Origin of the sequence: Acidaminobacter sp. (assembly GCF_030247605.1) — a bacterium.
Lineage (GTDB): Bacteria > Bacillota > Clostridia > Peptostreptococcales > Acidaminobacteraceae > Acidaminobacter.
The window spans coordinates 1-23,891 of record NZ_JAOTSB010000018.1 but is presented as its reverse complement, the minus strand read 5'-3'; the positions used below and the strand labels follow the sequence as shown (position 1 = coordinate 23,891).

General features: G+C 51.5%; 21 protein-coding genes. 19 read left to right on the top strand and 2 right to left on the bottom strand.

Annotated features, from left to right (window positions below):
• Positions 1-65 precede the first annotated feature (65 nt).
• The 11 genes from OEL90_RS09555 (at position 66) to rpsA (ending at position 8,913) form a co-directional block, all read left to right on the top strand.
• Positions 66-506 carry a GNAT family N-acetyltransferase gene (locus OEL90_RS09555; RefSeq protein ID WP_291401349.1) on the top strand — a complete coding sequence of 147 codons (441 nt, stop codon included), beginning with the start codon at positions 66-68 and terminating at the stop codon, positions 504-506.
• A gap of 40 nt (positions 507-546) precedes the next feature.
• A complete protein-coding gene (surE, locus tag OEL90_RS09550) occupies positions 547-1,302 on the top strand; it encodes a 5'/3'-nucleotidase SurE (RefSeq protein ID WP_300688207.1) in 756 nt (251 codons plus the stop codon).
• 325 nt (positions 1,303-1,627) lie between these two features.
• Positions 1,628-1,843, top strand: coding sequence for a 4Fe-4S dicluster domain-containing protein (locus OEL90_RS09545; RefSeq protein WP_291401351.1), 216 nt, complete (start codon positions 1,628-1,630; stop codon positions 1,841-1,843).
• Complete coding sequence (locus OEL90_RS09540) at positions 1,836-2,972, top strand: 2-oxoacid:acceptor oxidoreductase subunit alpha (RefSeq protein ID WP_300688203.1); 1,137 nt, start codon at positions 1,836-1,838, stop codon at positions 2,970-2,972. Before OEL90_RS09545 ends, OEL90_RS09540 begins: the two co-directional genes overlap by 8 nt.
• Entirely contained in the window at positions 2,973-3,797 is an 825-nt protein-coding gene (locus tag OEL90_RS09535) for a thiamine pyrophosphate-dependent enzyme (RefSeq protein WP_330583718.1), read from the top strand.
• Between the two features lie 5 nt (positions 3,798-3,802).
• Positions 3,803-4,339 carry a 2-oxoacid:acceptor oxidoreductase family protein gene (locus tag OEL90_RS09530; RefSeq protein WP_291401355.1) on the top strand — a complete coding sequence of 179 codons (537 nt, stop codon included), beginning with the start codon at positions 3,803-3,805 and terminating at the stop codon, positions 4,337-4,339.
• A 26-nt stretch (positions 4,340-4,365) separates the two neighbouring features.
• On the top strand, positions 4,366-5,226 hold the full coding sequence (locus OEL90_RS09525) for a MurR/RpiR family transcriptional regulator (RefSeq protein WP_300688200.1): 861 nt from the start codon (positions 4,366-4,368) through the stop codon (positions 5,224-5,226).
• 287 nt (positions 5,227-5,513) lie between these two features.
• On the top strand, positions 5,514-6,269 hold the full coding sequence (gene cmk, locus OEL90_RS09520) for a (d)CMP kinase (protein WP_300688198.1): 756 nt from the start codon (positions 5,514-5,516) through the stop codon (positions 6,267-6,269).
• Positions 6,263-6,853: a lysophospholipid acyltransferase family protein gene (locus OEL90_RS09515; protein WP_291401361.1), complete on the top strand. Its 591-nt coding sequence runs from the start codon at positions 6,263-6,265 to the stop codon at positions 6,851-6,853. The genes cmk and OEL90_RS09515 overlap by 7 nt, the downstream gene beginning before the upstream one ends.
• 4 nt (positions 6,854-6,857) lie before the next feature.
• A complete protein-coding gene (ispH, locus tag OEL90_RS09510) occupies positions 6,858-7,730 on the top strand; it encodes a 4-hydroxy-3-methylbut-2-enyl diphosphate reductase (RefSeq protein WP_291401363.1) in 873 nt (290 codons plus the stop codon).
• Positions 7,731-7,746: 16 nt separating this feature from the next.
• A complete protein-coding gene (gene rpsA, locus OEL90_RS09505) occupies positions 7,747-8,913 on the top strand; it encodes a 30S ribosomal protein S1 (RefSeq protein ID WP_291401365.1) in 1,167 nt (388 codons plus the stop codon).
• 159 nt (positions 8,914-9,072) lie between these two features.
• On the opposite strand, the gene OEL90_RS09500 is transcribed toward rpsA, so the two are convergent.
• Positions 9,073-10,497, bottom strand: coding sequence for an MFS transporter (locus OEL90_RS09500; RefSeq protein ID WP_300688195.1), 1,425 nt, complete (start codon positions 10,495-10,497; stop codon positions 9,073-9,075).
• Positions 10,498-10,750: 253 nt separating this feature from the next.
• Here OEL90_RS09500 and miaB point away from each other — a divergent pair, with 253 nt between their 5' ends.
• From miaB to prxU, 8 genes are all read left to right on the top strand, one after another.
• Positions 10,751-12,223, top strand: a complete 1,473-nt coding sequence (gene miaB, locus OEL90_RS09495; RefSeq protein WP_331488126.1) for a tRNA (N6-isopentenyl adenosine(37)-C2)-methylthiotransferase MiaB — start codon at positions 10,751-10,753, stop codon at positions 12,221-12,223.
• A 17-nt stretch (positions 12,224-12,240) separates the two neighbouring features.
• Entirely contained in the window at positions 12,241-14,907 is a 2,667-nt protein-coding gene (gene mutS, locus OEL90_RS09490) for a DNA mismatch repair protein MutS (RefSeq protein WP_291401369.1), read from the top strand.
• A gap of 2 nt (positions 14,908-14,909) precedes the next feature.
• On the top strand, positions 14,910-17,132 hold the full coding sequence (gene mutL, locus OEL90_RS09485) for a DNA mismatch repair endonuclease MutL (protein ID WP_300688192.1): 2,223 nt from the start codon (positions 14,910-14,912) through the stop codon (positions 17,130-17,132).
• Between the two features lie 24 nt (positions 17,133-17,156).
• The gene (gene miaA / locus OEL90_RS09480) at positions 17,157-18,158 is read left to right on the top strand and encodes a tRNA (adenosine(37)-N6)-dimethylallyltransferase MiaA (protein ID WP_291401373.1); all 1,002 of its coding nucleotides are present in this window, start codon (positions 17,157-17,159) and stop codon (positions 18,156-18,158) included.
• Positions 18,159-18,162: 4 nt separating this feature from the next.
• Entirely contained in the window at positions 18,163-18,414 is a 252-nt protein-coding gene (hfq, locus tag OEL90_RS09475; RefSeq protein WP_291401375.1) for an RNA chaperone Hfq, read from the top strand.
• Between the two features lie 282 nt (positions 18,415-18,696).
• Positions 18,697-20,037, top strand: coding sequence for an aminotransferase class I/II-fold pyridoxal phosphate-dependent enzyme (locus OEL90_RS09470; RefSeq protein ID WP_291401377.1), 1,341 nt, complete (start codon positions 18,697-18,699; stop codon positions 20,035-20,037).
• A gap of 312 nt (positions 20,038-20,349) precedes the next feature.
• Positions 20,350-21,756 carry a uracil-xanthine permease family protein gene (locus tag OEL90_RS09465; protein WP_291401379.1) on the top strand — a complete coding sequence of 469 codons (1,407 nt, stop codon included), beginning with the start codon at positions 20,350-20,352 and terminating at the stop codon, positions 21,754-21,756.
• 269 nt (positions 21,757-22,025) lie between these two features.
• Complete coding sequence (gene prxU / locus OEL90_RS09460; RefSeq protein ID WP_291401380.1) at positions 22,026-22,742, top strand: thioredoxin-dependent peroxiredoxin; 717 nt, start codon at positions 22,026-22,028, stop codon at positions 22,740-22,742.
• A 269-nt stretch (positions 22,743-23,011) separates the two neighbouring features.
• Here the strand turns inward: prxU and lexA are convergent, their stop codons facing one another.
• Positions 23,012-23,662 carry a transcriptional repressor LexA gene (gene lexA, locus OEL90_RS09455; protein ID WP_414635021.1) on the bottom strand — a complete coding sequence of 217 codons (651 nt, stop codon included), beginning with the start codon at positions 23,660-23,662 and terminating at the stop codon, positions 23,012-23,014.
• Positions 23,663-23,891 lie beyond the last annotated feature (229 nt).

Sequence of the window (23,891 nt, the reverse complement as noted above, 5' to 3'; positions counted from 1 at the left end):
CTGGCGCCTGTCACCTACCATCAAAACCGTTCGAAAATTTCAAAACACAAAGGAGCCTGACTATCATGATGCTTTTAAAAACCGCTGAAAAAGAAGATTTCGCAGATCTTCAGAAATTCATAGAGGAAGAGGGGATCACCGTCCCTGCGAATTTCCCTCAAAACCTCGAAGTTGTCGTCGCACGGGAAAAGGAAAAGGTCCTCGGCTTTGTCACCGCGGAGCTCGTCATTCTGGATCCCACCATCCGCCACCTCTATATGACGCCTGCCCTCAGAAACAAAAAGTTTGCCGATGGTCTCCTGAGAGCCATTATGTTCTACATGCTCAACCGCGGCTTCGGCTGGGTTTATGCTGACAACAATACCGAAATCTCGGGCTACCTGACCCGCTTTGGCTTTGAAGCAGATCCGGAGGTTAAGGACCGCCTCGCCCTCGAAATCGACCCGTTCTTCGACAGAGGCTGCCAAGGCTGCAACAGCGCTAAAAAAGCCCCCGTCCAGCTTTAACAACCTAAACAGTCACACCCTGAAAGGCAGTGATCCCTCTATGAACATCTTCATCAGCAACGACGACGGCATCCAGGCCGCCGGTCTGAAAGCCCTCGCCGAAGCCCTCATACCCCATCACCAAGTCTATATCGCTGCGCCGGAGTATCAGCAGAGCGCCAAGAGTCACGCGCTGACCATGCACGACATCGTCCACGCCCGCCGGACCCACCTCTATCCGGGAAGCTCAGCAGAGTGGGCCATCAACGGCACTCCAGCGGACTGCGTCAAAATTGGTCTCGCCAAGTTTGAAGAGGTCAAGTTCGACCTGGTCCTCTCCGGCATCAACAACGGCCCTAACCTGGGCATCGACGTCATTTATTCCGGCACGGTCGCTGCCGCGCTGGAAGGCAGCTTCCACGGCATCCCGAGTTTCGCCATTTCCCATTATTCCGGCGCAGAATCCGGTTTTCGTAAAGCCGCCGAATTTATCCGCGACAACCTCGAAACCTTGCTGTCCGCCTTCAAATGGGACTATAACGCCGTCAACATCAACTTCCCGCCGGCAGATGATTACGAAGGCATTTCCTACTGCAAGCTCGGAAAAATGGTCTACGAAAATTCCGTCCAGCGCCGCACCAGCCCCCGAGGCGGGGAGTACTACTGGATCGCCGGCGACCTCCTGATCCCGCCGGATCAGATCGACACGGATGTCTACGCCATTTCCCGGAACCGGGTGAGCCTCACGCCTATCCGCTTCAATTTCAACGACTTCCACGAGCCGCTGATAGACAGCGATCAATTTAAACTGGAGTAGGCTAAATAATGAATAAAAACGCGTTCAATTGTTTGTTAATGAATAAACAAACAAACGCGTTTTTTTCCTTTTTTGAGCCGATGGTTTCCCGCCACCACCAAACCACAGTGAGCATCCCGCCCGAACCCAGATTGGAGAAGGGGATAGAAGATGTGACCATCGGCAGAATCTCTTTTTGTATACCAAAATACACACGCACAATTATACTTTATGCACGTCAACTTGCGATTTTGTGAAAGATTTCATAATAAGATGAAATCTATCTTGCAAAATTGTGACTATGTGTTATCATTGAAATGTAGTTATTCTTAAGGAGGTCGTTGACTTGAGCAAGAGTAAAGAGCAACTGGAAATCAAGATCAACAAAAATTGGTGTAAAGGTTGCGGCATCTGTATCGCGTTCTGCCCTAAAAAAGTCCTCGGATTCGACGATAATGGCAAAGTGAACATGAATGATCGTGAGAACTGCATCAAGTGCGGTCAGTGTGAACTGCGCTGCCCGGATTTCGCCATTTTTTTGGGAGGTATAGACAATGAGTAAACGCATCGTCAAACTCATGCAGGGCAATGAAGCTTGCGTCGCTGGCGCACTCGCTGCCGGCATGAAGTTCTTCGCCGGCTATCCAATCACACCGTCCACAGAAATTGCTGAGGGCTCAGCGGAAAAGCTCCCTGAAGTCGGCGGTAAATTCATCCAAATGGAAGATGAGATTGCAGGTATTGCTGCAGCGATCGGCGGAAGCATCGCCGGCTTCAAATCCATGACGGCTACAAGTGGTCCCGGTTTCTCACTGAAGCAGGAAAACATTGGCTACGCGGCGCTTGCTGAGATTCCGCTCGTCATCGTCAACGTCATGCGCGGCGGCCCGTCTACAGGTCTTCCTACGTCACCTGGTCAGGGCGACGTCATGCAGGCTATGTGGGGTACTCACGGCGACCATCCGGTCATCGCCATTTCACCGCAGTCCGTCACTGAAATGTACTACGAAACAGTTCGCGCCTTTAATCTTGCTGAAAAATATAGAACACCTGTCATCCTCATGCCGGACGAAGTCGTCGGTCACATGCGCGAGCGCATTGAGATCCCGAACGCGGACGAGCTTGAGATCTTTGACCGCTTAAAGCCGGTTGAAGGTGAAGATTACATTCCTTACGGCGTTCGCGAAGGCGACCTCGTGCCTCGTATGGCTGGCTTCGGTGAAGGCTACCGTTACCACATCACCGGCCTCTTCCACGACGACATGGGCTTCCCAACGAACAGCACCGTCAAGGCTGGCGTTAAAATCAACCGCCTCATGGCTAAAATCACGGACAACCTCGAGGACCTGATCTCTTATGACGAGTACCTCATGGATGACGCTGAAATCATGATCGTGGCTTACGGTTCTACAGCGAGAACTGCAAAAAATGCCATCAACAAGCTTCGCGCTGAAGGCATCAAAGTCGGCATGCTGCGACCTATCACCATCTGGCCGTATCCGGTAGAGGCGACCCTCGCCCGCGCCAAGCAAGTCAATAAAGTTCTCGTCGTTGAGCACAACCTTGGCCAGCTGATGCTGGAAGTCGAGCGCGTCGTCAAATCGGAAGCTGAGCTTCACTTCCTCGGACGTGCTGATGGCGATGTCTTTGTACCTTCAGATATCGTGAAAAAAGTCAAGGAGGTTTTATAAGTGAAGAACAGCGAACTTGTCAGCAAGTATATGCGCGACTCGCGCCTTCCGCATATCTGGTGCCCGGGTTGCGGCCACGGCATCATCATGCACTCCATCATCCGCGCCATTGAAAACCTCGGTCTTGACAAAGACAAGGTCACAATTGTATCGGGTATTGGCTGCTCTTCCAGAGCCCCTGGCTACATGGACTTCAACACGCTTCACACGACCCATGGCCGTGCGCTCGCGTTTGCTACAGGCATCAAGCTTGCGAAGCCTGACATGAAAGTCATCGTCATCTCCGGTGACGGCGACGCGTCTGCTATAGGCGGCAACCACTTGATCCATGCTGCCAGAAGAAACATCGGCATCACGACGATCGTCTTTAACAACAACATCTACGGCATGACCGGCGGTCAGTACTCACCAACGACGCCGCATGGCGATTTTGGCACCACCGCGCCTTACGGCAACATCGACCGTCCGTTTGACATCGCGAACCTCGCTGCTGCTGCCGGCGCAACTTACGCTGCCAGAACTACAGCGTTCCACGCGACTCAAATGACGAACTACATCCAGAAAGCGATTGCACACGAAGGGTTCTCCCTCGTTGAAGCGATTTCCGTCTGCCCGACTTACTACGGCCGTAAGAACAAAAAAGGCTCTGCTGTCGCTATGATGAACTTCCTCAAAGAGTCCTTCGTCGACGTCAAAGCCGCTGAGCGTATGACGCCGGAACAGCTCCAGGGCAAGTTCCTGATGGGCGAGTTCAAGCACAACACGCAGCTGCCTGAATACTCGGCTGAGTACCAAAAAATCGTAGACCGCTTGAGGAAGGAGTAATTGTCATGGGAAACCAATTTGAACTCAGACTCTCCGGATCCGGCGGACAAGGCCTGATCCTGGCAGGAATCATTCTGGCGGAGGCGGCCATCAACTCCGGCCTCAATGCCATTCAGACACAAAGCTACGGCCCTGAAGCCCGCGGCGGCGCTTCCAAGGCTGAAGTCATCATCAGCGACGCTGAGATCGACTTCCCTAAGGTTCAGGATCTCAACTTGTTCCTGGCCCTTACACAAGACGCTTGCGACAAGTATATCAAAGGCATCAATCCAAATGGTATTGTCGTCGTTGACGACTCCATCACGCTTCCTGCGGATCTGAAGGCTGGCAAGATTTACAGCCTTCCAATCATCAGCACGGCGACAGACAAGCTCGGCAAAGGCATTGTTGCTAATATTGTCGCCATCGGCGTACTCACTGAACTGATTGACGTTCTGACCAGAGAGCAAGTTGAAGGCGCAGTCCTCGCCCGCGTTCCAAAGGGCACCATTGACCTCAACCGCTCAGCCCTCATTGAAGGCTATGCATTGGTCAACAATTAATTATCCCAGGAAGGGCGGTCTTGGCCATGGCCGATCATAATGATTTACTCAATCGCATAGAGAAAAATTATATTAAACTGAGTAAAGGTCAAAAGCGGATTGCTGACTTTATCCTCCAGAACTACGACAAAGTGGCGTTTATGACAGCTTCCACCCTGGGTGATTCTACGGGCGTGAGCGAATCCACGGTCGTACGCTTTGCCAACGCCCTGGGCTATGACGGGTATCCCAAGCTGCAGAAGGGTCTTCAGGAATCCATCAAGACCAAGCTGACCACAGTTCAGCGCTTTGAGCTTTCCAAGGATTTGGAGAAGGAATCCAGTTATACGAAAAAGGTCATGAACGCGGACATGGACAACATCCGGCGCACGCTGGACGGCGTGGATGAAGAGACCATGCCCCAGATCGTCGAGGAGATTCACAACGCCCGGCGCGTCTATATCCTGGGCATGCGCAGTTCCTCCGTTCTGGCCAATTACCTCGGCTTTTACCTCAACTTCATCCTGAAGGATGTGGTCGTGGTCACTGCCGGCGCGCTGGATGTCTTTGACCACCTCGTCAATATCACCAAAGACGACCTGCTCATCACCATTTCCTTCCCGCGCTACGCGAAGCGGACCTTTGAGATCGTTGAGTTTGCGACGACTCAGGGGGCGACTATAATAGGCATCACAGACAGCCCTATGGCGCCCCTTGTGCCTATGGTCAAGCACTCACTCTTCGCCCGCTACGGCATGAATACCTTTATCGACTCCCTGGTCGCGCCTATGAGCCTCATCAACGCGCTGATCCAGATGGTTTCGATCAAGGAAATGGAACGTGTGGAAGAAAACTTCGAGAAGCTCGAGAATATCTGGAACGAATATAAGATCTACAACCCTAAGTGATTCTGTGACCGCCTGTTCAGGCCGGTGCGCATGTCATCCATGAAATGCAGGGGGGAGGCCAGCCAAAGACGCGGCCTCCTTTTTGTGTTGGTTCAAGAAGCTTTTTGTGAAAATTTTTCGGTTCCCCTGGCGGTTTAGGCAATTTACGCGCTTTAGTCAGTATAGGTGGTTTAATTCAGACACGCGCTGATGGGTCCCTTGCAAACTATGGACCGCCGGCCTTGCGACGCTTTTTATATTGTATTATAATGAGATGATAAGCATTTTCAACGAAGGAGTTTTGCCATATGGAATCAGATTCGACTAGTAAAATCCAGATTGCGCTGGACGGGCCCGCCGGCTCGGGCAAGAGCACTGTTGCCCGCAGGGTGGCCAAAGCGCTGGGCTGTGACTATATAGACACCGGCGCCATGTACCGGGCCATTGCCCTGAAGTTCATTGAAACCGGCCTCTTTCATAAGCTGGATGGATTTGCCGATGGTCGCGAAAACACACTCCAAAGCACCCCCGAACTGACCCCTGAACTCGACCTCGAAATTGATCACCTTCTGGATACCACCGGCCTGGAGCTCTACACTGAACAGGTCATTCTGGACGGAAGGGACGTCTCAGAGGCCATCCGGACTCAGGAAGTCACCCGCCGGGTCTCTCAGGTAGCTGCCATGTCGGCAGTGCGCAGGCACCTGGTCAAAATGCAGCGCGCCCAGGCAGAGGGCCGAAGCGTCGTCATGGACGGCCGCGATATTGGCACCGTGGTGCTCCCTGAAACGCGCTACAAATTCTTCCTGACAGCCTCCCTTGAAGAGCGGGCACGCAGGCGGTTCCTGGAGTTTGAAGCCCGGGGCTTTTCCGCAGACTTCGACACGATCCTTAAAGACATTGCCCACCGGGATCAGGTGGACAGCAGCCGCGAGGATTCTCCGCTGGTCATGGCGGAGGACGCGTTTCGCATTGATACCACGGGAAAGAGTATTGACCAGGTCGTGGCAGCTATCTGCGACGCTGTAGAAAAGTTGCGAAGAGGGGAGGCGCCTCCGTGCTGAAGGTATTTATCAAATTCATTTTCAATGTGCTTTACCGGGTGATCTACCGGGTAGAGGTCGTTGGACGCGAAAACTGGGACCCCGCTCAGCCCAAAGTCGTCTGTCCCAATCATATCGATTACAAAGATCCGCTGGTGTTTGGCACCTTTATCCCGGACTACATCCGCTTCATGGCTAAAAAAGAGCTGTTCAGCAACCGGCTTTTCGATTGGTTCTTCAGGGGCTGCGGCGGGTTCCCCGTGGACCGGACCGGCAACGATATTGGCGCGGTCAAGGCGGCGCTGCGGTTTCTCAAAGGTGGGGAAAGCGTGCTGATTTTTGCGGAAGGAACGCGTAATCCGGGTCTGACCCCGCTGCCGCCCAAAGCGGGTGTGGGCATGATTGCACACAAGGCTGGGGTACCCATTCAGCCGGTGACCATAGATTCAACCTATAAATTTTTCTCAAAAGTGCGGATCATTATCCATCCCTTGGTAACCCTTCAGTTTGAGGGCAAACCCACCGGTCCGGATTATGAAAATGCGGTGTTTGAGATTCTAAAAAATGTCTATGCTCACATTGAGCTTTACAAGGGGAGGGCATAGGTCCATGAATATCAGAATAGCCTCTGCCTCCGGATTTTGCTTTGGCGTCAAGCGTGCACTGGAGCTGACTTTGGATGCCAGGAAGGCTCCTGCAGGCGCGGTCACCTATGGCGAGCTGATTCACAACCGGGATGTGGTTCGAAAGCTGGAACAAGAAGGCGTCAGCGTCATTGAGGATCTGAAGGAGGTTCAGGGTACCGGCAAAACCGTGGTCATCCGTTCCCACGGTGTCCCCAAGTCCTTTCACGATGAGGCGGCTTCCCTTGGAATTCCATTGGTGGATGGCACGTGTCCTTTCGTAAAAAAAATCCACAGACTCGTGGACGGCTTCAGTCAGGATGGTTCAGCAGTAATGATTGTAGGCACTGCCACGCATCCGGAGGTTGTCGGCATTGCCGGCTGGTGTCATGGTCCGGTGTTTGTGGTGGATTCTCTGGAGGCGCTTGTGGCTTGGGAGAGCCAGAACATATCTGCCGATGGTCACTTCTCCCACCCCCTCATGCTGGTGGCACAGACAACCATACGCCTGTCTCTGTGGGACTCGGTTTACGCACACCTATCTGAGCGCGCCATGCATCTTGTCGCACACAACACGATCTGCAAAGCCACCTCCGAACGACAGGCGAGCGCAGAGACCCTTTCTTCCGAAGTCGACTGCATGCTGGTGGTAGGGGGTCCCCATTCGTCAAATACAAAGAAACTCTACGAAATTTGTAAAAAAAATTGTGAAAATACCTATTTTATTGAATCTGCGGCAGATTTACAGATGATAAATTTGTTGAACTGTGATAATATAGGAATAACGGCTGGAGCATCCACACCGGATTGGGTGATGGATGACATCTTGAATCAGTTAAAAAAAATTTCAAATAGTTGAAGGCGAGGTAACCTACATGGAAAACAACTCAATGGAACAATTCATGGATCAGATTGACGAGTCTTTACGCGCTCCGCGCAGCGGATCGATCGTAAAAGGCAAAGTTGTCCAGGTCAAAAGTGACGAGATCATCGTCAACATTGGATATAAAGCGGATGGCGTCATTCCTCTCGAAGAGATCTCAAGCGCAGCAACACCAGCTGATCTCAGCGTTTTCGAAGAGAATCAGGAAATCGAAGTTTATGTCATCAAAAATGACAATGGCGACGGCAACGTCCTCTTGTCCCTCAAGCGCGTCAGCATGTACGCAGACTGGGGTCTTCTCGAGGAAGCTTATGCTGCTGAGCAGGAGATTGAAGTCAAAGTCACTGAAACCGTCAAAGGCGGCGTCGTCGCTTACTATCAGGAAGCGCGCGGCTTTATCCCTGCATCCCAGATTTCTACCCGTTATGTCAACGATCTCAAGGAATACGTTGGCAAGACAATGATGGTCAAAATCATCGAGTTCAACCGCGAAAAGCGCCGCGCTGTCTTCTCACGCAAGACTGTTCTTCAAAAAGAGAACGCTGCGAAGAAGGAAGCGGTTTGGGAAAAAGTCTTTGAAGGCGCTGTCGTTCAAGGCGAAGTCAAGCGCATCACAAGCTTTGGCGTCTTTATCGACCTCGGCGGCATCGACGGCATGGCACACATTTCAGAACTCACTTGGGGCCGCATCAACAAGCCGCAGGAAGTTGTCAAAATTGGTGATGTCGTAGAAGTCAAAGTTATTTCTATCGATAAAGAAACTGAGAAGATTTCCCTCAGCATTAAGCAGCTCAAAGGCGACCCTTGGACGACGTTCATGGATCACTACACAATCGGCGGCATCTTCGAGTCCAAAGTCGTCAATCTGACTGACTTTGGTGCATTCGTCGAGCTCGAGCCGGGTGTTGAAGGCCTTGTCCACGTTTCTCAAATCGCGCGCAAGCGTGTAGAGAAGCCTTCTGACGAGCTTAAAGTCGGCGAGAAGCGTCTCGTCAAGCTCCTGGATGTGGATCTCGAAAACCGCAGAATCAAGCTTTCCATGAAGGAAGCTGAAGAAGAAGCGGCTGAGGAAGCGGAAGAAGCAGAAGTTGTCGAGACTATCGAAGCAACTGTTGACGGCGCGTTCTCTGATGATGTTGAGGCTTCTGAGGAAGAGTAATTAAGCGAGTTTGGAGATTATAATGAAGGGGTTGCTGCAACGCAGCCCCTCAAAAATAGACAGATGGAAATCACATTGATGACCATCTGTCTATTTTAATGCAAAAAACAAATCAGAACCGGCGCGAAAAAGACGCCGGTTCCTGTTTTTTTCTCACCTTTAAAGTTTGACTCTGCCTTCAGCTATGCGCCGCTGCAGCTCACGATGCACGTCGTTGACTTTGTCGCGATCAAGAGAATAGGGTTTGAATGCCCAATACGCGAACACAAAGAAGAGAATGCCGCCAAGGGCCAGCACCAGCCCGAGCACCAAGCCTGTATTCGGCGACTGGGCGCCCAGCTCTGCATTGAATCCGGATAATTCGAGTACAAAACCGAGCAGAAAAACAGCTACGGATTGCGACAATTTATAGGAAAGGGTCATGCAGCCAAAGAAGACGCCTTCCTGACGCATTCCCACTTCCAGGGCGTTGACGTCCACCGTGTCAGCAATCATAGACTGGGGCAGGGTATAGAGACCGCCGGTGCCAAAACCAGCCAATAAGCTAAATGGAATTAAGTGATAAAATTGAAAGTCAAAATAATTTCTGAAAATGACCATAAGCATAAAATATAAGCAGCCAACTATTGAAATCTGAAGACCCAGCTTGATCAATTCACGTTTTTCCATTTTGTCTGACAGCATTGCCCATACAGGCTGACTCAAGATGCTGATCAGGATCTGGGCGCCTATAATCATAGCTATTCCTGAGCTGTTGAGTGAAAAGGTGTAGGTGAAGACATGGAGGCCTATGGTATTGATTAAGGCACTGGAGAGGTTGGTGAACAGATAGCCTATGACAACGGCAGTGTAGTCTTTGTTGGTGAAAGCGTGTCGGATCGATTTTACAAAGTGCTTTATGCCAACCTGTCCTTCAGAGAGAATCCGTCCATTCAAATAGGGGATCATGCGCTTTGTTGTCAGGATAACACCTGCCATGGAAATCAACATGAGGATCGAGGTTGCCGTACCCATAGCCTGGTAGCCTGCCGGGTTCAGCTGTCCTACCGGGTATTCAGCGGTGGGCTTGAAAAAGAGGACCAAACCAAGTGCTGCTGTGAAGAAGATTCCCATCAGAAAAAAGGCTGTCTTCACTGCTTGAATCTTCGTGCGCTCCTCGTAGCCTTCTGTCAGTTCGGCGGAAAGGGCAGTGTAAGGGGTGATATAAATGGTCAGAAAGGTCTTAAGTACGAGGATCCAGGTAGCCATGGAAATAAGTTTGACCGTTAGGCTCATCTCCGGCTGGATGTACCATAAGAGCGCGTTGCTGAGGGCAATGCCAATACCGCCAATCCAAAGGTAAAGGTGTCTCCGGCCAAAGCGCTTTGAGCGTGTCTGATCAGATAAATAACCCATGATTGGATCCGAAACGGCATCCCAGATCACGCCTATACTCACAATCATCCCAACCCAGGCGCCGTTCATGCCGAGAACTGCTGTGGCATAAAACATCAAAAAAGTAGAAACGGCCTGGGAGATTACCCCATAGCCAAAATTTCCAAATCCATAACCCCATAATGTGTTTTGCTTCAGAGTCGATTGCATATGGACGGGATCCCTCACCTAAATAAGATTTTTTGCATCATCTGTTTTGAATGACTCAGTAATAGTATTATACACCTAAAAGGAGAAAAAGCGTCATGGTGTTCACACATTGTTTACATATAAAATCTTTCACTATTTCTTCTGACTTGAAAAGCGTTCAGGTTGGTGCCATCTAAAATTTCTGATATAATAAAGGGATGAAATTTTATCGCTTCAAATAGCTGATTTTAAGTTTTTATGAGGAGGAAACACATTGAAACGCACTGAAAGGCCGCCACTTTCTGCGTCTGCTTACGCAGACCAGTCCTATTATATTCAAATACAACGAAATCTGAATGCGCAGTTCGAGGTCGACCACGACCGGAAGCGGCGGTTCATGATCATGACCTATGGCTGTCAGATGAATGAGCACGACTCTGAAAAATTGACGGGCATGCTCGGAGAAATGGGTTATGTGGAAGCACTGAAGAAGGAAGATGCTGATCTCATAATTTTCAACACCTGCTGTGTCAGAGAAAACGCTGAGCTCAGAGTCTATGGCAATCTTGGCGCGCTGAAACCGCTTAAAAAAAAGAATCCGGATCTGCGTATTGTTGTCTGCGGCTGCATGATGCAGCAGCCTCACGTGGTTGAGGAAATCAAGGCTAAGTATGCCCATGTATCCCTGGTTTTTGGGACGCACAATCTTCATCAGTTCCCGCATCTGCTGTCACAGACCTATACGTCCTCACATCTGCTGGTGGATGTTTGGGATTCGGAGGGCGAAGTCATAGAAGGCCTTCCGGTGACGCGCAAAGTGGGCATCAAGGCGTATGTCAACATCATGTACGGCTGCAATAACTTCTGCACCTATTGTATTGTGCCTTATACACGGGGTCGGGAACGGAGCAGGACGCCGGAGTCCATAGTCAGGGAAATCGAGGGACTGGTTCGGGACGGCGCCAAAGAAGTGACGCTGCTCGGGCAAAATGTCAATTCTTATGGGCGGGGGCTGGAACCATCGGCAGAAAGCACTGGAGAAGGCTTTGAGGCTGTAAAAGACTTCCCGTCACTCCTGGAGCGCGTCAGCAAAATTGAAGGACTAAAACGGATCCGGTTTATGACCAGCCATCCTAAGGACATTTCAGACGAGCTGATCGAAGTCATGGCTCGCTGTGAAAACATCTGCGAGTACCTGCACCTGCCGGTTCAGTCTGGGAGCGACCGGGTGCTGAAGGCCATGAACCGGCACTACACCAAAGGGCAGTATCTGGACATTCTGGAGCGGGCGCGAAAGCGCATCCCTGGACTTGCGGTAACGACGGACATTATTGTCGGTTTTCCCGGGGAGACGGAGGAGGACCACGAAGAGACCATGTCACTGATCGAGCAGGCCCGCTATGATTCGGCGTTTACGTTTATGTATTCCATCCGGACGGGCACGCCGGCTGCGGAGCGTGAGGACCAGGTGCCGGAGGACGTGAAGCACGCGCGGTTTGACCGGATGCTGAAGCGGATGAACGAAATTGTGATCGAGAAGAACAAAGTCCACGTGGGTGAGACATACGAGGTTCTGGTTGAGCAGCAGGGCAAGGATGGGGAAGGCACGCTGATTGGCCGCACCCGCCATAATCATCTGGTGGCGTTTGAGGGACCCCTGGACTTAGTCGGGGCCTTTGCCATGGTCAAGATCACGAAGTCTAAAAATTTCTCCCTGGTTGGGGATATAGTGGAAGTGCTGGCTTAGGTTGAGGGGGTTCTGAAGTGGACTACGACAAGTTGACGCCCATGATGCGGCAGTATTTTGAGATTAAGAACAGCTATCAGGACTATATCCTGTTTTATAGGCTCGGCGACTTTTATGAGATGTTTTTTGATGACGCTGTCACCGCTTCCAGGGAGCTGGAATTGACGCTGACCGGCCGCAACTGCGGTCTGGAGGAACGGGCGCCGCTATGCGGCGTCCCTTATCATGCGGCGGATGTGTACCTCTCAAGACTGGTGGAAAAGGGCTACAAAGTTGCCATCTGCGAGCAGGTGGAGGATCCGGCCCTCGCCAAGGGGCTGGTCAAGCGTGAAGTGGTGCGGATCCTGACGCCGGGTACGGTCATTGATCCGGCCTTTTTGGATGAGAGGGAAAATAACTACGTCCTGGCGCTGAATGAGAGGAATGCCTGGTCTGTGGCCTACGCGGATATTACGACGGGCGAGCTGAAGACAACCCTTTTTGATCCCGAAAAAGGCGTTGACCGGGTGCTGGAAGAAATTCTCAAAGTTAAGCCAAGTGAGATTATTGTGAGTAAAGGGTTTGACGGTTTACATAATAATATTATGTCAACCTTGACGGCCGAAGGCTACACTATGACCACAGTACCGGATGCTTATTTCGACCCTAATCAAGCTGCACCATTGATTCGTCGGGTTTATAGTGTTTTGTCCCTGGAAGGGCTGGGCCTCGTTCCTGACAGTGCTCAGCTGGGCGCTGTGGGCGGCTTGCTGGCTTATATTGAAGAAACCCAAAAGGTGGATCTCCGGCATTTTGAGCAGATCCTGGTCTATCAGACCGGTCAGTTCATGATGCTGGACAAGTTTGCCTGGCGCAACCTGGAGATTGTAGAGACCCTTAGGGATAAGCGCAAGCGCGGTTCACTCCTTTGGGTTCTGGACCATACGGCCACCAGCATGGGCGGCCGCAGGCTACGCCAATGGCTCGAACGGCCACTGCTGGATACAGAGGCTATTGAGCAGCGCCTGGAAACCGTTGACCTCTTCGTCAACGATCTGATCCTCCGGAGTGAGGTCCGGGAGCTCCTCAAGTCCGTTTACGACCTGGAACGACTTTCTTCGAAGCTGGTCTTCGGGACTGTCAATGCCAGGGACCTTCTGGCGCTGAAATCCTCCCTGGCTATTCTGCCGGACCTCAAGGCCATCCTCAGCGACGCGGACGCGACTCTGCTCAATCAACTCAGGGGCGAGATTGATCCTCTTGAAGACGTTTATGATTTAATAGACCGTTCCATCGCGGACGAGCCGCCCATCTCTGTCAAAGAGGGGGGCTTGATCCGCTCTGATTACAACGCCGACCTGGCTGAACTGAGGGATATTGTCCAAAACGGGAAGCAGTGGATCCTGGATCTGGAGACCCGCGAACGTCAGCGTACCGGCATAAAATCCCTTAAAGTGGGCTTCAATAAAGTCTTTGGCTATTATCTGGATATCACCCGCACCAACAGTCACCTGGCCCCGGAGGATTACCAGCGCAAGCAGACCTTGGCCAATTCCGAGCGCTATATTACCCCGGAACTGAAGTCCCTGGAGGAAAAGGTTTTGGGTGCCGAGGAGCGCATCACCGGCCTCGAATATGAGCTGTTCAGCGAGATTCGTACTTTAGTGCTGGCCGAAGTCTCACGGCTGAAACGAACTGCAGATGCAGTGGCTTCCATTGATGTCCTCACGGGTCTGGCGGAGCTGGCCTATGTGCAGAATTACTGCCGCCCCCTCACTGGAGAGCCCGGTGCTTTAACCATTGAAGGCGGACGACATCCGGTGATCGAAAAGATGTTCCCCAAGGTGCCGTTCATCCCCAATGATGCGTCCCTGGACCAGGATGAGCAGCAATTTCACATCATCACCGGCCCCAACATGGCCGGTAAGTCGACCTATCTGCGGCAGGTAGCGCTGATTACGCTGCTGTATCAGATTGGCTCCTTCGTCCCAGCCCACCGGGCATCACTGTTCCCGGTAGACCGGATCTTTACCCGCGTAGGCGCCTCTGATGACCTCTCACAGGGCCAATCCACCTTTATGGTGGAGATGATCGAGCTGTCCCACATCCTGCGCCACGCGACGTCACAGTCGCTCATTCTGCTGGATGAAATAGGCCGGGGCACCAGCACTTATGACGGCCTCAGTATTGCCTGGGCCGTGGTAGAGCACCTGTCACGACGCAGCGGCATCCGCGCAAAGACTATGTTTGCGACCCATTATCACGAGCTGACGGAGCTGGAAGGGAAGTTCAGCGGTGTCAAGAACTTCTGCATTGCCGTTCGGGAGCAGGGAGAGGATATTGTGTTCCTTCGCAAGATCGTCCGCGGCGGCGCCAATCAGAGCTTCGGCATTCAGGTGGCTCGGCTGGCGGGCCTGCCGGAGGCTGTGGTGACGCGGGCAAGACAGATTCTGAAAAAGCTTGAGGAAAATGATATCAATAATAATATTCAGCAGCTAAATGACCTCGACCCGGTTATGCCTTCTGAGCCAACGCCTGTGATGCAGCAGCTGAGCTTTCTGACGTCCGGCCAGGCCGAAAACCTTGTGTCAGAGATGGCAACCCTGGACGTGCTGAAAATGACACCCCTTGAGGCTATGGGCGCGCTGGACCGCCTGATCAATGAGGCGCGAAGAATTAACGGCAGCAGCGGAAAGGGGAGATGAGGATGACCCAACCAAACAAATCAATGAATGAAGAACAGCTCGCTGGACATGAAGGTGATGATGTCTTGACTTCATCCGTACCAGAACAGATTCATCCAGTGGTCACCGAAGCCCATACCCTCCCCGAGCCCAAACGGATCCAAAGACTGTCACCTCAAGTATCGGATAAAATCGCTGCCGGCGAGGTTGTCGAACGCCCTGCGGCGGTCATCAAAGAATTGGTTGAAAACGCGATTGATGCCGGGTCTACCCGTATTGTCGTCGAGGTCGAGCAGGGCGGGAAGAAGTACATTCGCGTCACAGACAACGGCTGCGGCATGAATCCGGAGGATGTGCCCCTGGCTTTTGAACGCCACGCTACCAGCAAAGTCGCCTCCATAGACGACCTGGTGTCCCTCAGGACTTTGGGTTTTAGAGGTGAAGCGCTGTCCAGCATTGCAGCTGTGTCGTATCTGGAGCTGACCACGCGGCGGCAAAAGGACGAGGAAGGCCTTCACATGACCCTGGCCGGCGGCCGGGAGACTGACCGCAGAGCAACCTCTGCGGCCCACGGTACGACCGTTGTCGTCAAAGATCTTTTCTTCAATACGCCGGCACGGCTGAAGTTTATGAAATCTGCGGCCTCAGAAGCCGCTTATATCAGTGACTTGATGACCAAGCTGGCCTTGTCCCATCCCGGGATTTCCTTTCAGTTCGTCCTCGATAAGAGGCTGGTCTTCAAGACGCCGGGAGATGATAAGGTTTTTTCAGCGGCTTACGCCACTTTAGAGCGTGGGCTGACACGTTCTTTATTCGAGTTCAGCTTTGAAAATGAGCTTGTCAAAGTGACAGGCTGGGCCTCCAAGATTGACTATACACGGGGCAACCGCAACTATCAGATGACCTTTGTCAACGGGCGCTACGTGAAGAGCCGCATGACGCTGGACGCGATTCAATATGCCTATCAGGGACTGCTTCCGGGAAGCCGGTTTCCGGCGGTGCTCCTTTACCTGGAAATCCAGCCTGATGCCTGTGATGTCAATATTCATCCCCAAAAGACGGAGATCAAGTTCGAGAGGGAAGATGCCCTTCGGAACTTTTTATCCGTTGAGTTGAAGCGGGCCCTTGAGCAGCGGCAGCAGGTTCCCGTTAAAAGTTTTGTGGCGAAACCGGCCTTCGAACCGGGACCATCGGCACCAGTACCTGCTCTGGATTCGTTCAACAGACCAAAAAGCCCTACGGAATCACCATATAATGGCATAAATATAAGGCGAGATAGTTCAAGCTCTGGCACCGAATCCACTTTGGGGTCAGACACTAAACTCAATTCAGTGACAGGCACCAAAACAGAATCAGTGTCAGACACCAAAACGAATTTGGTGACAGGCACCCATACTGACTCGGTGACGGGCACCGACTTAGATCCGGAGACAGACCCAAGCGCCATCTCCGTGACTGGCACCAACTCCAAAAATGTGCCTGTCACACAAACCTCAAATGTCAGCCGGGAGTCGGGCAGCAGCTATGGCGGGCGTGATTTTACAAAGCACTCCGAACCCATCCGATTCGACTCGACGCTGCTCGAAAATCTCGTGATCCCGGAGACAAGATTTGCGGGACTTGAAGAAGCCGCAAGACCAACCGAAACGGCCCCCACTGAGACGCTTTATGACAGCGCGCGCTATGTTGGCCAGCTCTTCAAATCCTTCCTGATGTATGAAAAGGAAAATCATATCCTTTTGATAGATCAGCATGCCGCCCATGAAAAAATACTTTATGCCAAGATGAAACGCGACTATGAGCGTCGCGAAGTCGTGAGGCAGCTTTTAGTCGAACCCATTCTGATTGAATGCGACCAAGCGACAGCGCTGCTCCTGGGCGAGAGAAGTGAGACCCTTGAAAAAATTGGTTTCACCCTGGAACCTTTCGGCGAAACGGACTTCATCTTAAGAGAGGTCCCAATGCTGTTTGATGTCCCTGGTACCAAGCGGTTCTTTGAGCAGCTGAAGGACAAAGAAAGTGCCCACGAACTGCGCGCTGCCGCACAGAAACCCATTGAAGACCGGTTGATGAGCATGGCCTGTAAGGCCGCTGTCAAATCCAACGACGCCTTGACGCCCTTTGAAGCGGCCCAATTGATCAAAGAGCTCAGAACCCTTGAATCGCCTTATACCTGCCCACACGGACGGCCACTCGTGGTGCGAATGGAACGGCAGGAAATTGAGAAAAAATTCCTCAGAACTTGAGAACTTAACGTGAGCAGGTGAGATATGACTCTACAACTTTCAAAAACTTCTGCCCATTCAGCCGAACCAGCTCCCACGGCATCCCCCAGAGACGTGGTCATGCTCGCAGGCCCAACCGCAGTTGGCAAGACGAAGATCTCCATTGAGCTCTGTCACAGGCTTGACGGCGAAATTGTGTCTGCGGACTCCATGCAGATTTACCGTCACATGAACATAGGCAGCGCGAAGCCTTCTAAAGAAGAGCAGGAGGGCGTACCTCACCACATGATGGACGTGGCGGACCCCAATCTTCCATTTACAGCCGCTGATTATAAAGCGGCTGCGGAGCAGTGCCTGGAGGACATTCTATCCAGGGGCAGACTGCCCATTCTGGTTGGTGGCACCGGTCTCTACTTCGACGCTTTGCTGTTTGACCGGGATTTTTCCGGAGCCAGCGGGGACGCCGCCCTGCGCAAACGGCTTGAAGCCATAGCTACAGAGGAGGGCAAGGATGCCCTCCATGATAGGCTCAGAGCCCAGGATCCCGAAGCTGCGGATCGAATCCACCCCAATAATGTAAGGCGTGTGGTCCGCGCCCTGGAGCTGCTTGAGACCACAGGTGCCGCGACGCCGGCTTTCGACACCGCGCCCGTTCCGAATCCGCGTTTCAATTTTATTTTGCTCGGACTCACTGACCATAGGCAAGCGCTCTATGAGCGGATTGACCGGCGAGTCGACCTTATGTTTGAGGCGGGCCTCATCGACGAAATAATTTTTTTGAAAAACTTGGGTTTAAGTGATAAAAGTCAGTCCATGCAGGGTATAGGATACAAGGAAGTATTCCGATATCTAGACGGACTGGCAACACTTGAAGAGACCAAGGATTTGATCAAGCAAAGCTCCAGGCGCTACGCCAAGCGTCAGCTCACTTGGTTCAAGCGATATCCGACCCTTCAGTGGTTTGACACAGCCGGCCTGACGGATCTCGATTCGGTCATCGATCAGATAGAGAGAGCCATTCGTCAAAAATTGTCACGGGAGGGTTAATCGTATGAAAGTCTCATTGAATCTGCAGGACATTTTTCTCAACCAGGTGAGAAAGGATAAAACCCAAATCACCATTTTTCTCATCAGCGGCTACCAGATCAAGGGCCATGTCAAAGGTTTTGACAGTTATACCATAGTCCTTGACAGTGAGGGCAAGCAGCAAATGATCTACAAACACGCCATTTCAACCATTATCCCTAGCCGTGCGGTCAATTTCAATACCGGCAGACCGGAGGACCCGCCTGTCGTTGATTAGTTTAACCGCAACCTAATCTCTTGTGGCGCATAACTCTGAAGGGCGCTCCTTTATGGAGCGCTCTTTTTTATGTTTTTTTGCCGATGGTCGTTTATCCAACCAATTCGTCCCTAAAGTCATTGACCGCGCCTTGACGACGGTGACAAAAAAGTGAATAATAAGAAGGTAATTTTTCGGGTAATATTTTGAACCAGGTTAAACGACACTCAAAAACGTTTCATGTCCACTTCACCCCGTAAAGAAATACCTCGCATAACAAAATCCCAAAGGGAGGTCTGCCTTTTGCCACATTATCTTGAACTTCTCGGCATCCCGGAAGATGTTCTGACCCTCGTCCAAGACGTGGAGCAGGACATTACCGCTCTGAATGCTGACATCGACGCGAAGGCGTCCTATAATCAGATCAAAATCCTGAAAGGCATGCAGGAGCACCGCTTAAGTGACATGCATTTCGCCTGGAACACCGGCTACGGCTATGATGATCCTGGTCGCGAAACTGTTGAGAAAATCTACGCCACCGTTTTCGACGCAGAGGCTGCCCTGGTGCGCCCCCTCATTGTCAACGGCACTCACGCGCTGGCCCTTTGCCTGCAGGGAACACTGCGCCCCGGCGACCTGATGATCAGCGTCACGGGCAAACCCTATGACACTTTGGATCAGGTGATTGGGATCACGACAAAAAATGATTCGACAGTGGTTAAAGCTGCCGGTGCCGGAAGTTTTGCTGACAGGCAGCCATCGGCAAGAGGGCAGGGTTCTTTGTCCGAATATGGCATCCGCTATGCCCAGATCGACCTACTGGAGGACGGAAGCCTCGACTTGGAGCGTATCGCCACCTGCGTCAGTGCCGAGCGCCCCCGCATGATCTACCTCCAGCGTTCCAGCGGCTACAGCTGGCGCCGCTCCCTGACCGTGCCGGAAATCGCCGGCATGATTCGTCATATAAAAGCCATTGATCCGGATGTCATTGTTATGGTCGACAATTGCTACGGCGAATTCATTGATACCCAGGAGCCCACCAGCGTTGGCGCGGACCTCATGGCCGGCTCCCTCATAAAAAATCCCGGCGGCGGCCTGGCCCTCAGCGGCGGCTATATCGTCGGACGCAAAGACTTGGTAGAACTCGTCTCCTATCGCATGACTACCCCGGGCATAGGCGGAGAGTGCGGCTTGACTTTTGGACAGAACCGCACTATTCTTCAAGGCCTCTTCATGGCGCCAAACGTCGTTGCCTCCGCACTGAAAGGCGCGGTCTTCTGCGCCCGCCTCTATGAGCGCCTCGGCTTTGATGTCAATCCAAAATGGGACGCAAACCGCAGTGATATCATTCAAGCCGTCCGACTGAGCAGCGCCGACCGGGTCATCAGCTTCTGCCGCGGCATCCAGAGCGCGGCACCCGTGGATGCCCATGTGGTTCCGCTCCCTTGGGCCATGCCAGGTTATACCAGCGATGTCATCATGGCTGCCGGCGCCTTTGTTCAAGGCTCCTCGATTGAGCTCAGCGCTGACGCGCCAATTCGTGAGCCTTTCGACGTTTTCTTCCAGGGCGGTCTGACCTTCGCCCATTCTCAATATGGCGCGGTTCGAAGCCTGCTGGCTATGAGGGAAGACGGCGTCCTTTAAGATCAATTTCAACTTTAGTCATGTTCCTCCAAGCCTTCCGCCGTGCAGGTGATACGCGTTCCGTTTGAACTTTTCACATTTTTCTGTGAAATAATCTTGTAACCTTTTTGTTGCTATGATATACTAGCCCCATAGCAGAAACCGATTGATGCGGTATCTGTCACTCAAAACTTCATCAAAACTGCTGGAACCCAGCAAAGATTCAGGCTTTACAGGGTCAGTATTAATGCACGCGCATTGATGCTGACTCTTTTTATTTAACGCAAACGCACTCATAATTCTATGTCAACACCATTTTGGAGGGGAGATTTTATGAGCACTAAGTCCACATCGATCTTTGATTTTTATGGCAAACCTGATTTCCTGACCGCACTGCCGCTTTCTTTCCAGCACGTCCTTGCTATGATCGTAGGCAACATTACGCCAGCCCTGATCATTTCAGGTACTGTCAATGCCCTCGCTGCTAAAACAGGCATCGCCGGCCAAGGTGCAGACGCCGCCACACTCGTTCAAAGTGCAATGTTCCTCGCAGCTATTGCTACGCTGATTCAGCTGTTCCCAGTCATGATCGTCGGCTCCAAGCTCCCAGTCATCATGGGTGTCAGCTTTGCTTACATACCTACTATGACCGCTATTGGCTCACAATACGGACTCCCGGGGATCCTCGGCGCACAGATTATCGGCGGTGTCATAGGGATCTTGGTCGGAATCTTTATCAAACCACTCAGAAAATACTTCCCGCCGATTGTTGCGGGCACAGTCGTTATGAGTATCGGTCTCTCCCTCTATACGACAGCTGTCAACTACATTGGCGGCGGCGCAGGTCTCAAAGCAACAGCGCCTGAGCTCTTTGGCGCACCTAACCAGCTCATCGTCGGTTTCGCTACACTTATTACAGTATTGATCGTCGGCCAATTTGGCAAGGGCATCGTTAAACTGTCCTCGATCTTGATCGGTATTCTCGTCGGTTATGCTATTGCGCTCCCGCTTGGTATGGTCAATTTCGCAGCCATCGGCCAAAAGTCCTGGTTTGCACTTCCGGCTCTCGGCCAGTTCCCAATTGAATTCCACCCGGCAGCGATCGTCTCCATGGCTGTTATCTTTATTGTCAACTCGATCCAAGCAGTCGGCGACTTGTCCGCTACCACTATTGGCGGTATGAACCGCGAAGTTACGGATACTGAGCTCCGCGGCGGCATCATTGCCAGCAACATGGCTTCCATAGTTGGCGCTTTCTTTGGTGGTCTGCCAGTTGCGACATACAGCCAGAACGTCGGTATCGTCTCCACAACGAAAGTTGTCAGCCGCGTTGTCTTCTTGTTCGCTGCAGTCTTCGTTCTGGTCGCAGGCTTCATTCCTAAGTTTGGCGCACTCATGACGACCATTCCACAGGCGGTTATCGGCGGCGCGACCATCGGCGTCTTCGCTATCATTACCATGTCTGGTGTGCGTTTGATCACCCAGCAGGAAATGACAACGAGAAACACGACTATTGTCGGCCTTGCTCTTGCACTTGGTATGGGCATCACTGCAGTTCCTCAGTTCCTCGCGAACTATCCAAAGTGGGTCTCCATGGTCTTTGGCAGCTCCCCGGTTGTTATCGCAACGATCGTTGCTTTCGCGCTGAATATCATCCTTCCTAAGAAATCTCTTGCGGATGAGCAAAGAGAGCGTGACGAGATCGAATCAAAGCGTGAAGCGAAAGCTGCAGGCAAATAATAAAGGCATACAATGATTAATATAGCCAGGTCCTTTGGAGTTATGGGCAACGTCAATTCGCCTTAAACTTCGGGACCTGGCTTTTTCGTGCCTTGAAGTGCTTCAGATGCAGCGGGGCAACATTCCGTATAATAATGTAATAATTACAGATTATTAATATTTTTTATGGGTAAATAAGTCTTGATCAACAAATTCTATGGCCGACTAGTCTGGCCAGGATCTTTTTGCACTGATGTTTTTTATAAAACTGCGAAAGGGGAGATGTAACAGTGCCAACACCATTCAAAGCCGGATGCCAAAGACCTTCCGGCACTTCACTTGCACCAGCCGCAGAGGAAACAAAAATAACGGAATTGGAGAAAAAGGAGGCCAAGCAATCTATGATTAAAGTCGGCGCACCTGCACCGGATTTCGAGTTGCCAGGATACTTAAATGGTCAGTTTTCAAATTATAAGCTCTCAGAATATAAAGGTAAATGGGTGTTTGTTTGCTTTTATCCGGGCGACTTTACATTTGTCTGAGCGACTGAAGTGTCAGCGGTCGCTGACGAATTCCCAGAGCTTCAGAAGCTTGGCGTAGAAGTCCTGTCCATCAGTGTCGACAGCGTCTTCGTCCACAAAATGTGGGAAGACCATGAGTTGTCTAAAATGGTTGAGGGCGGGATCCCATATCCAATGCTCTCAGATCAAAACGGCAATGTCGGACGCCTCTATGGTGTTTACAATGAGGATGCCGGCGTTCAAATGCGCGGACGCTTCATCATTGACCCGGATGGCATTGTACAGGCTTATGAAGTCATGACGCCTCCGGTTGGCAGAAATGTCGCAGAATCCCGCCGTCAGATTCAAGCCTTCCAGCTTGTCAGAGCTTCAAAAGGCACAGAAGCAACACCAGCCGGCTGGCAGCCAGGCAGAGCTACCCTCAAGCCGGGTCCGGATCTTGTGGGCAACGTCTGGAAAGTTTGGAAAGTCGAAGAGGGCAAGTAGGACTTTGTGACGCTTTGAGTTATCTGCAGCTCTTTTGCACCTGTGGCTATACAAGTGAAAAATCCCCGAGGCGATGTGCTTCGGGGATTTTTGTTTGGAGAAATTATAAGAGGCCTCAATGACTGCAGTCCTCTTGGCTTGTGGCTTGTGGCTTGTCGCAGTCAACTTCAGGTTGGGGAGGGACACTTATATTTTTGTTACACAAAATAAAAGGTCCGCTGCAGAAGATCTCTCATGCAGCGGACCACTTGGTTTGCCTGAATGTCTAATTACATTTTCCTAAAAACGCCTTTGACGACCCCAAGAATGGACACTTCGTCGACAATAATAGGCTCCATAGCCGGATTCTCAGGCTGGAGGCGATAATTTCTCTTTTGCTTATAAAAGGTTTTGACAGTAGCGCTGTCGTCAATCAATGCCACCACGATGCTGCCGTTTGCCGCATCCTGCTGTTGTTTGACGAGCACGTAATCCCGGTCGAAAATTCCGGCGTCGATCATGCTTTCCCCTTGAATCTGCAGCATAAAATAGTCGCCTTCAGATATGAACGATGAGGGGATAGGGAAGCGATCCTCAATATTTTCAACGGCTAGAATTGGTTTACCAGCGGTAACCTGCCCAACTACCGGTACAAATGCGGTGTGACGCTGTAAATCCATGATTTGCTGCGCGCTGACTTCCGCAGCAGATCCATTTTCTTTGTTTCGATTGTCATGATCCTCGACAATAGTAATGGCGCGGGGCTTGGTTGGATCTCTACGAATCATGCCCATTTTTTCAAGATCCCCAAGATAACCATGAACTGTCGAAGGGGATTTCAGATTGACCGCTTCACATATTTCACGGACTGAAGGCGGATATCCTTTGGCCTTGATCTCTTGCCGTATAAAATCATATACAGCACGTCTGCGCGGCGACATGGAATTTTTCACTTCAAGTCCCTCCATTCCCGTTAATTTATAACAAGTATAACACAGCAATTGTAAAAATTCAAACATTAGTTCTGTTTTTTATAAGTGTGGCGAGAACACCCGTGACTTCAGTCATTGGATGAATCGCTCATCCGTATTCGGTTTAAGTCATGATTAAGACAATATGAGTCTTGTCTGCATCCTTCATCATTAATCCATTTTTTGCGATATGGCAACA

Coding starts and splice junctions, on each gene's coding strand:
- OEL90_RS09555 (WP_291401349.1), top strand. CDS start 66: ATGATGCTTTTAAAAACCGCTGAAAAAGAAGATTTCGCAGATCTTCAG.
- surE (WP_300688207.1), top strand. CDS start 547: ATGAACATCTTCATCAGCAACGACGACGGCATCCAGGCCGCCGGTCTG.
- OEL90_RS09540 (WP_300688203.1), top strand. CDS start 1,836: ATGAGTAAACGCATCGTCAAACTCATGCAGGGCAATGAAGCTTGCGTC.
- OEL90_RS09530 (WP_291401355.1), top strand. CDS start 3,803: ATGGGAAACCAATTTGAACTCAGACTCTCCGGATCCGGCGGACAAGGC.
- OEL90_RS09525 (WP_300688200.1), top strand. CDS start 4,366: ATGGCCGATCATAATGATTTACTCAATCGCATAGAGAAAAATTATATT.
- cmk (WP_300688198.1), top strand. CDS start 5,514: ATGGAATCAGATTCGACTAGTAAAATCCAGATTGCGCTGGACGGGCCC.
- ispH (WP_291401363.1), top strand. CDS start 6,858: ATGAATATCAGAATAGCCTCTGCCTCCGGATTTTGCTTTGGCGTCAAG.
- rpsA (WP_291401365.1), top strand. CDS start 7,747: ATGGAAAACAACTCAATGGAACAATTCATGGATCAGATTGACGAGTCT.
- OEL90_RS09500 (WP_300688195.1), bottom strand. CDS start 10,497: ATGCAATCGACTCTGAAGCAAAACACATTATGGGGTTATGGATTTGGA.
- mutL (WP_300688192.1), top strand. CDS start 14,910: ATGACCCAACCAAACAAATCAATGAATGAAGAACAGCTCGCTGGACAT.
- miaA (WP_291401373.1), top strand. CDS start 17,157: ATGACTCTACAACTTTCAAAAACTTCTGCCCATTCAGCCGAACCAGCT.
- hfq (WP_291401375.1), top strand. CDS start 18,163: ATGAAAGTCTCATTGAATCTGCAGGACATTTTTCTCAACCAGGTGAGA.
- OEL90_RS09465 (WP_291401379.1), top strand. CDS start 20,350: ATGAGCACTAAGTCCACATCGATCTTTGATTTTTATGGCAAACCTGAT.
- lexA (WP_414635021.1), bottom strand. CDS start 23,662: ATGTCGCCGCGCAGACGTGCTGTATATGATTTTATACGGCAAGAGATC.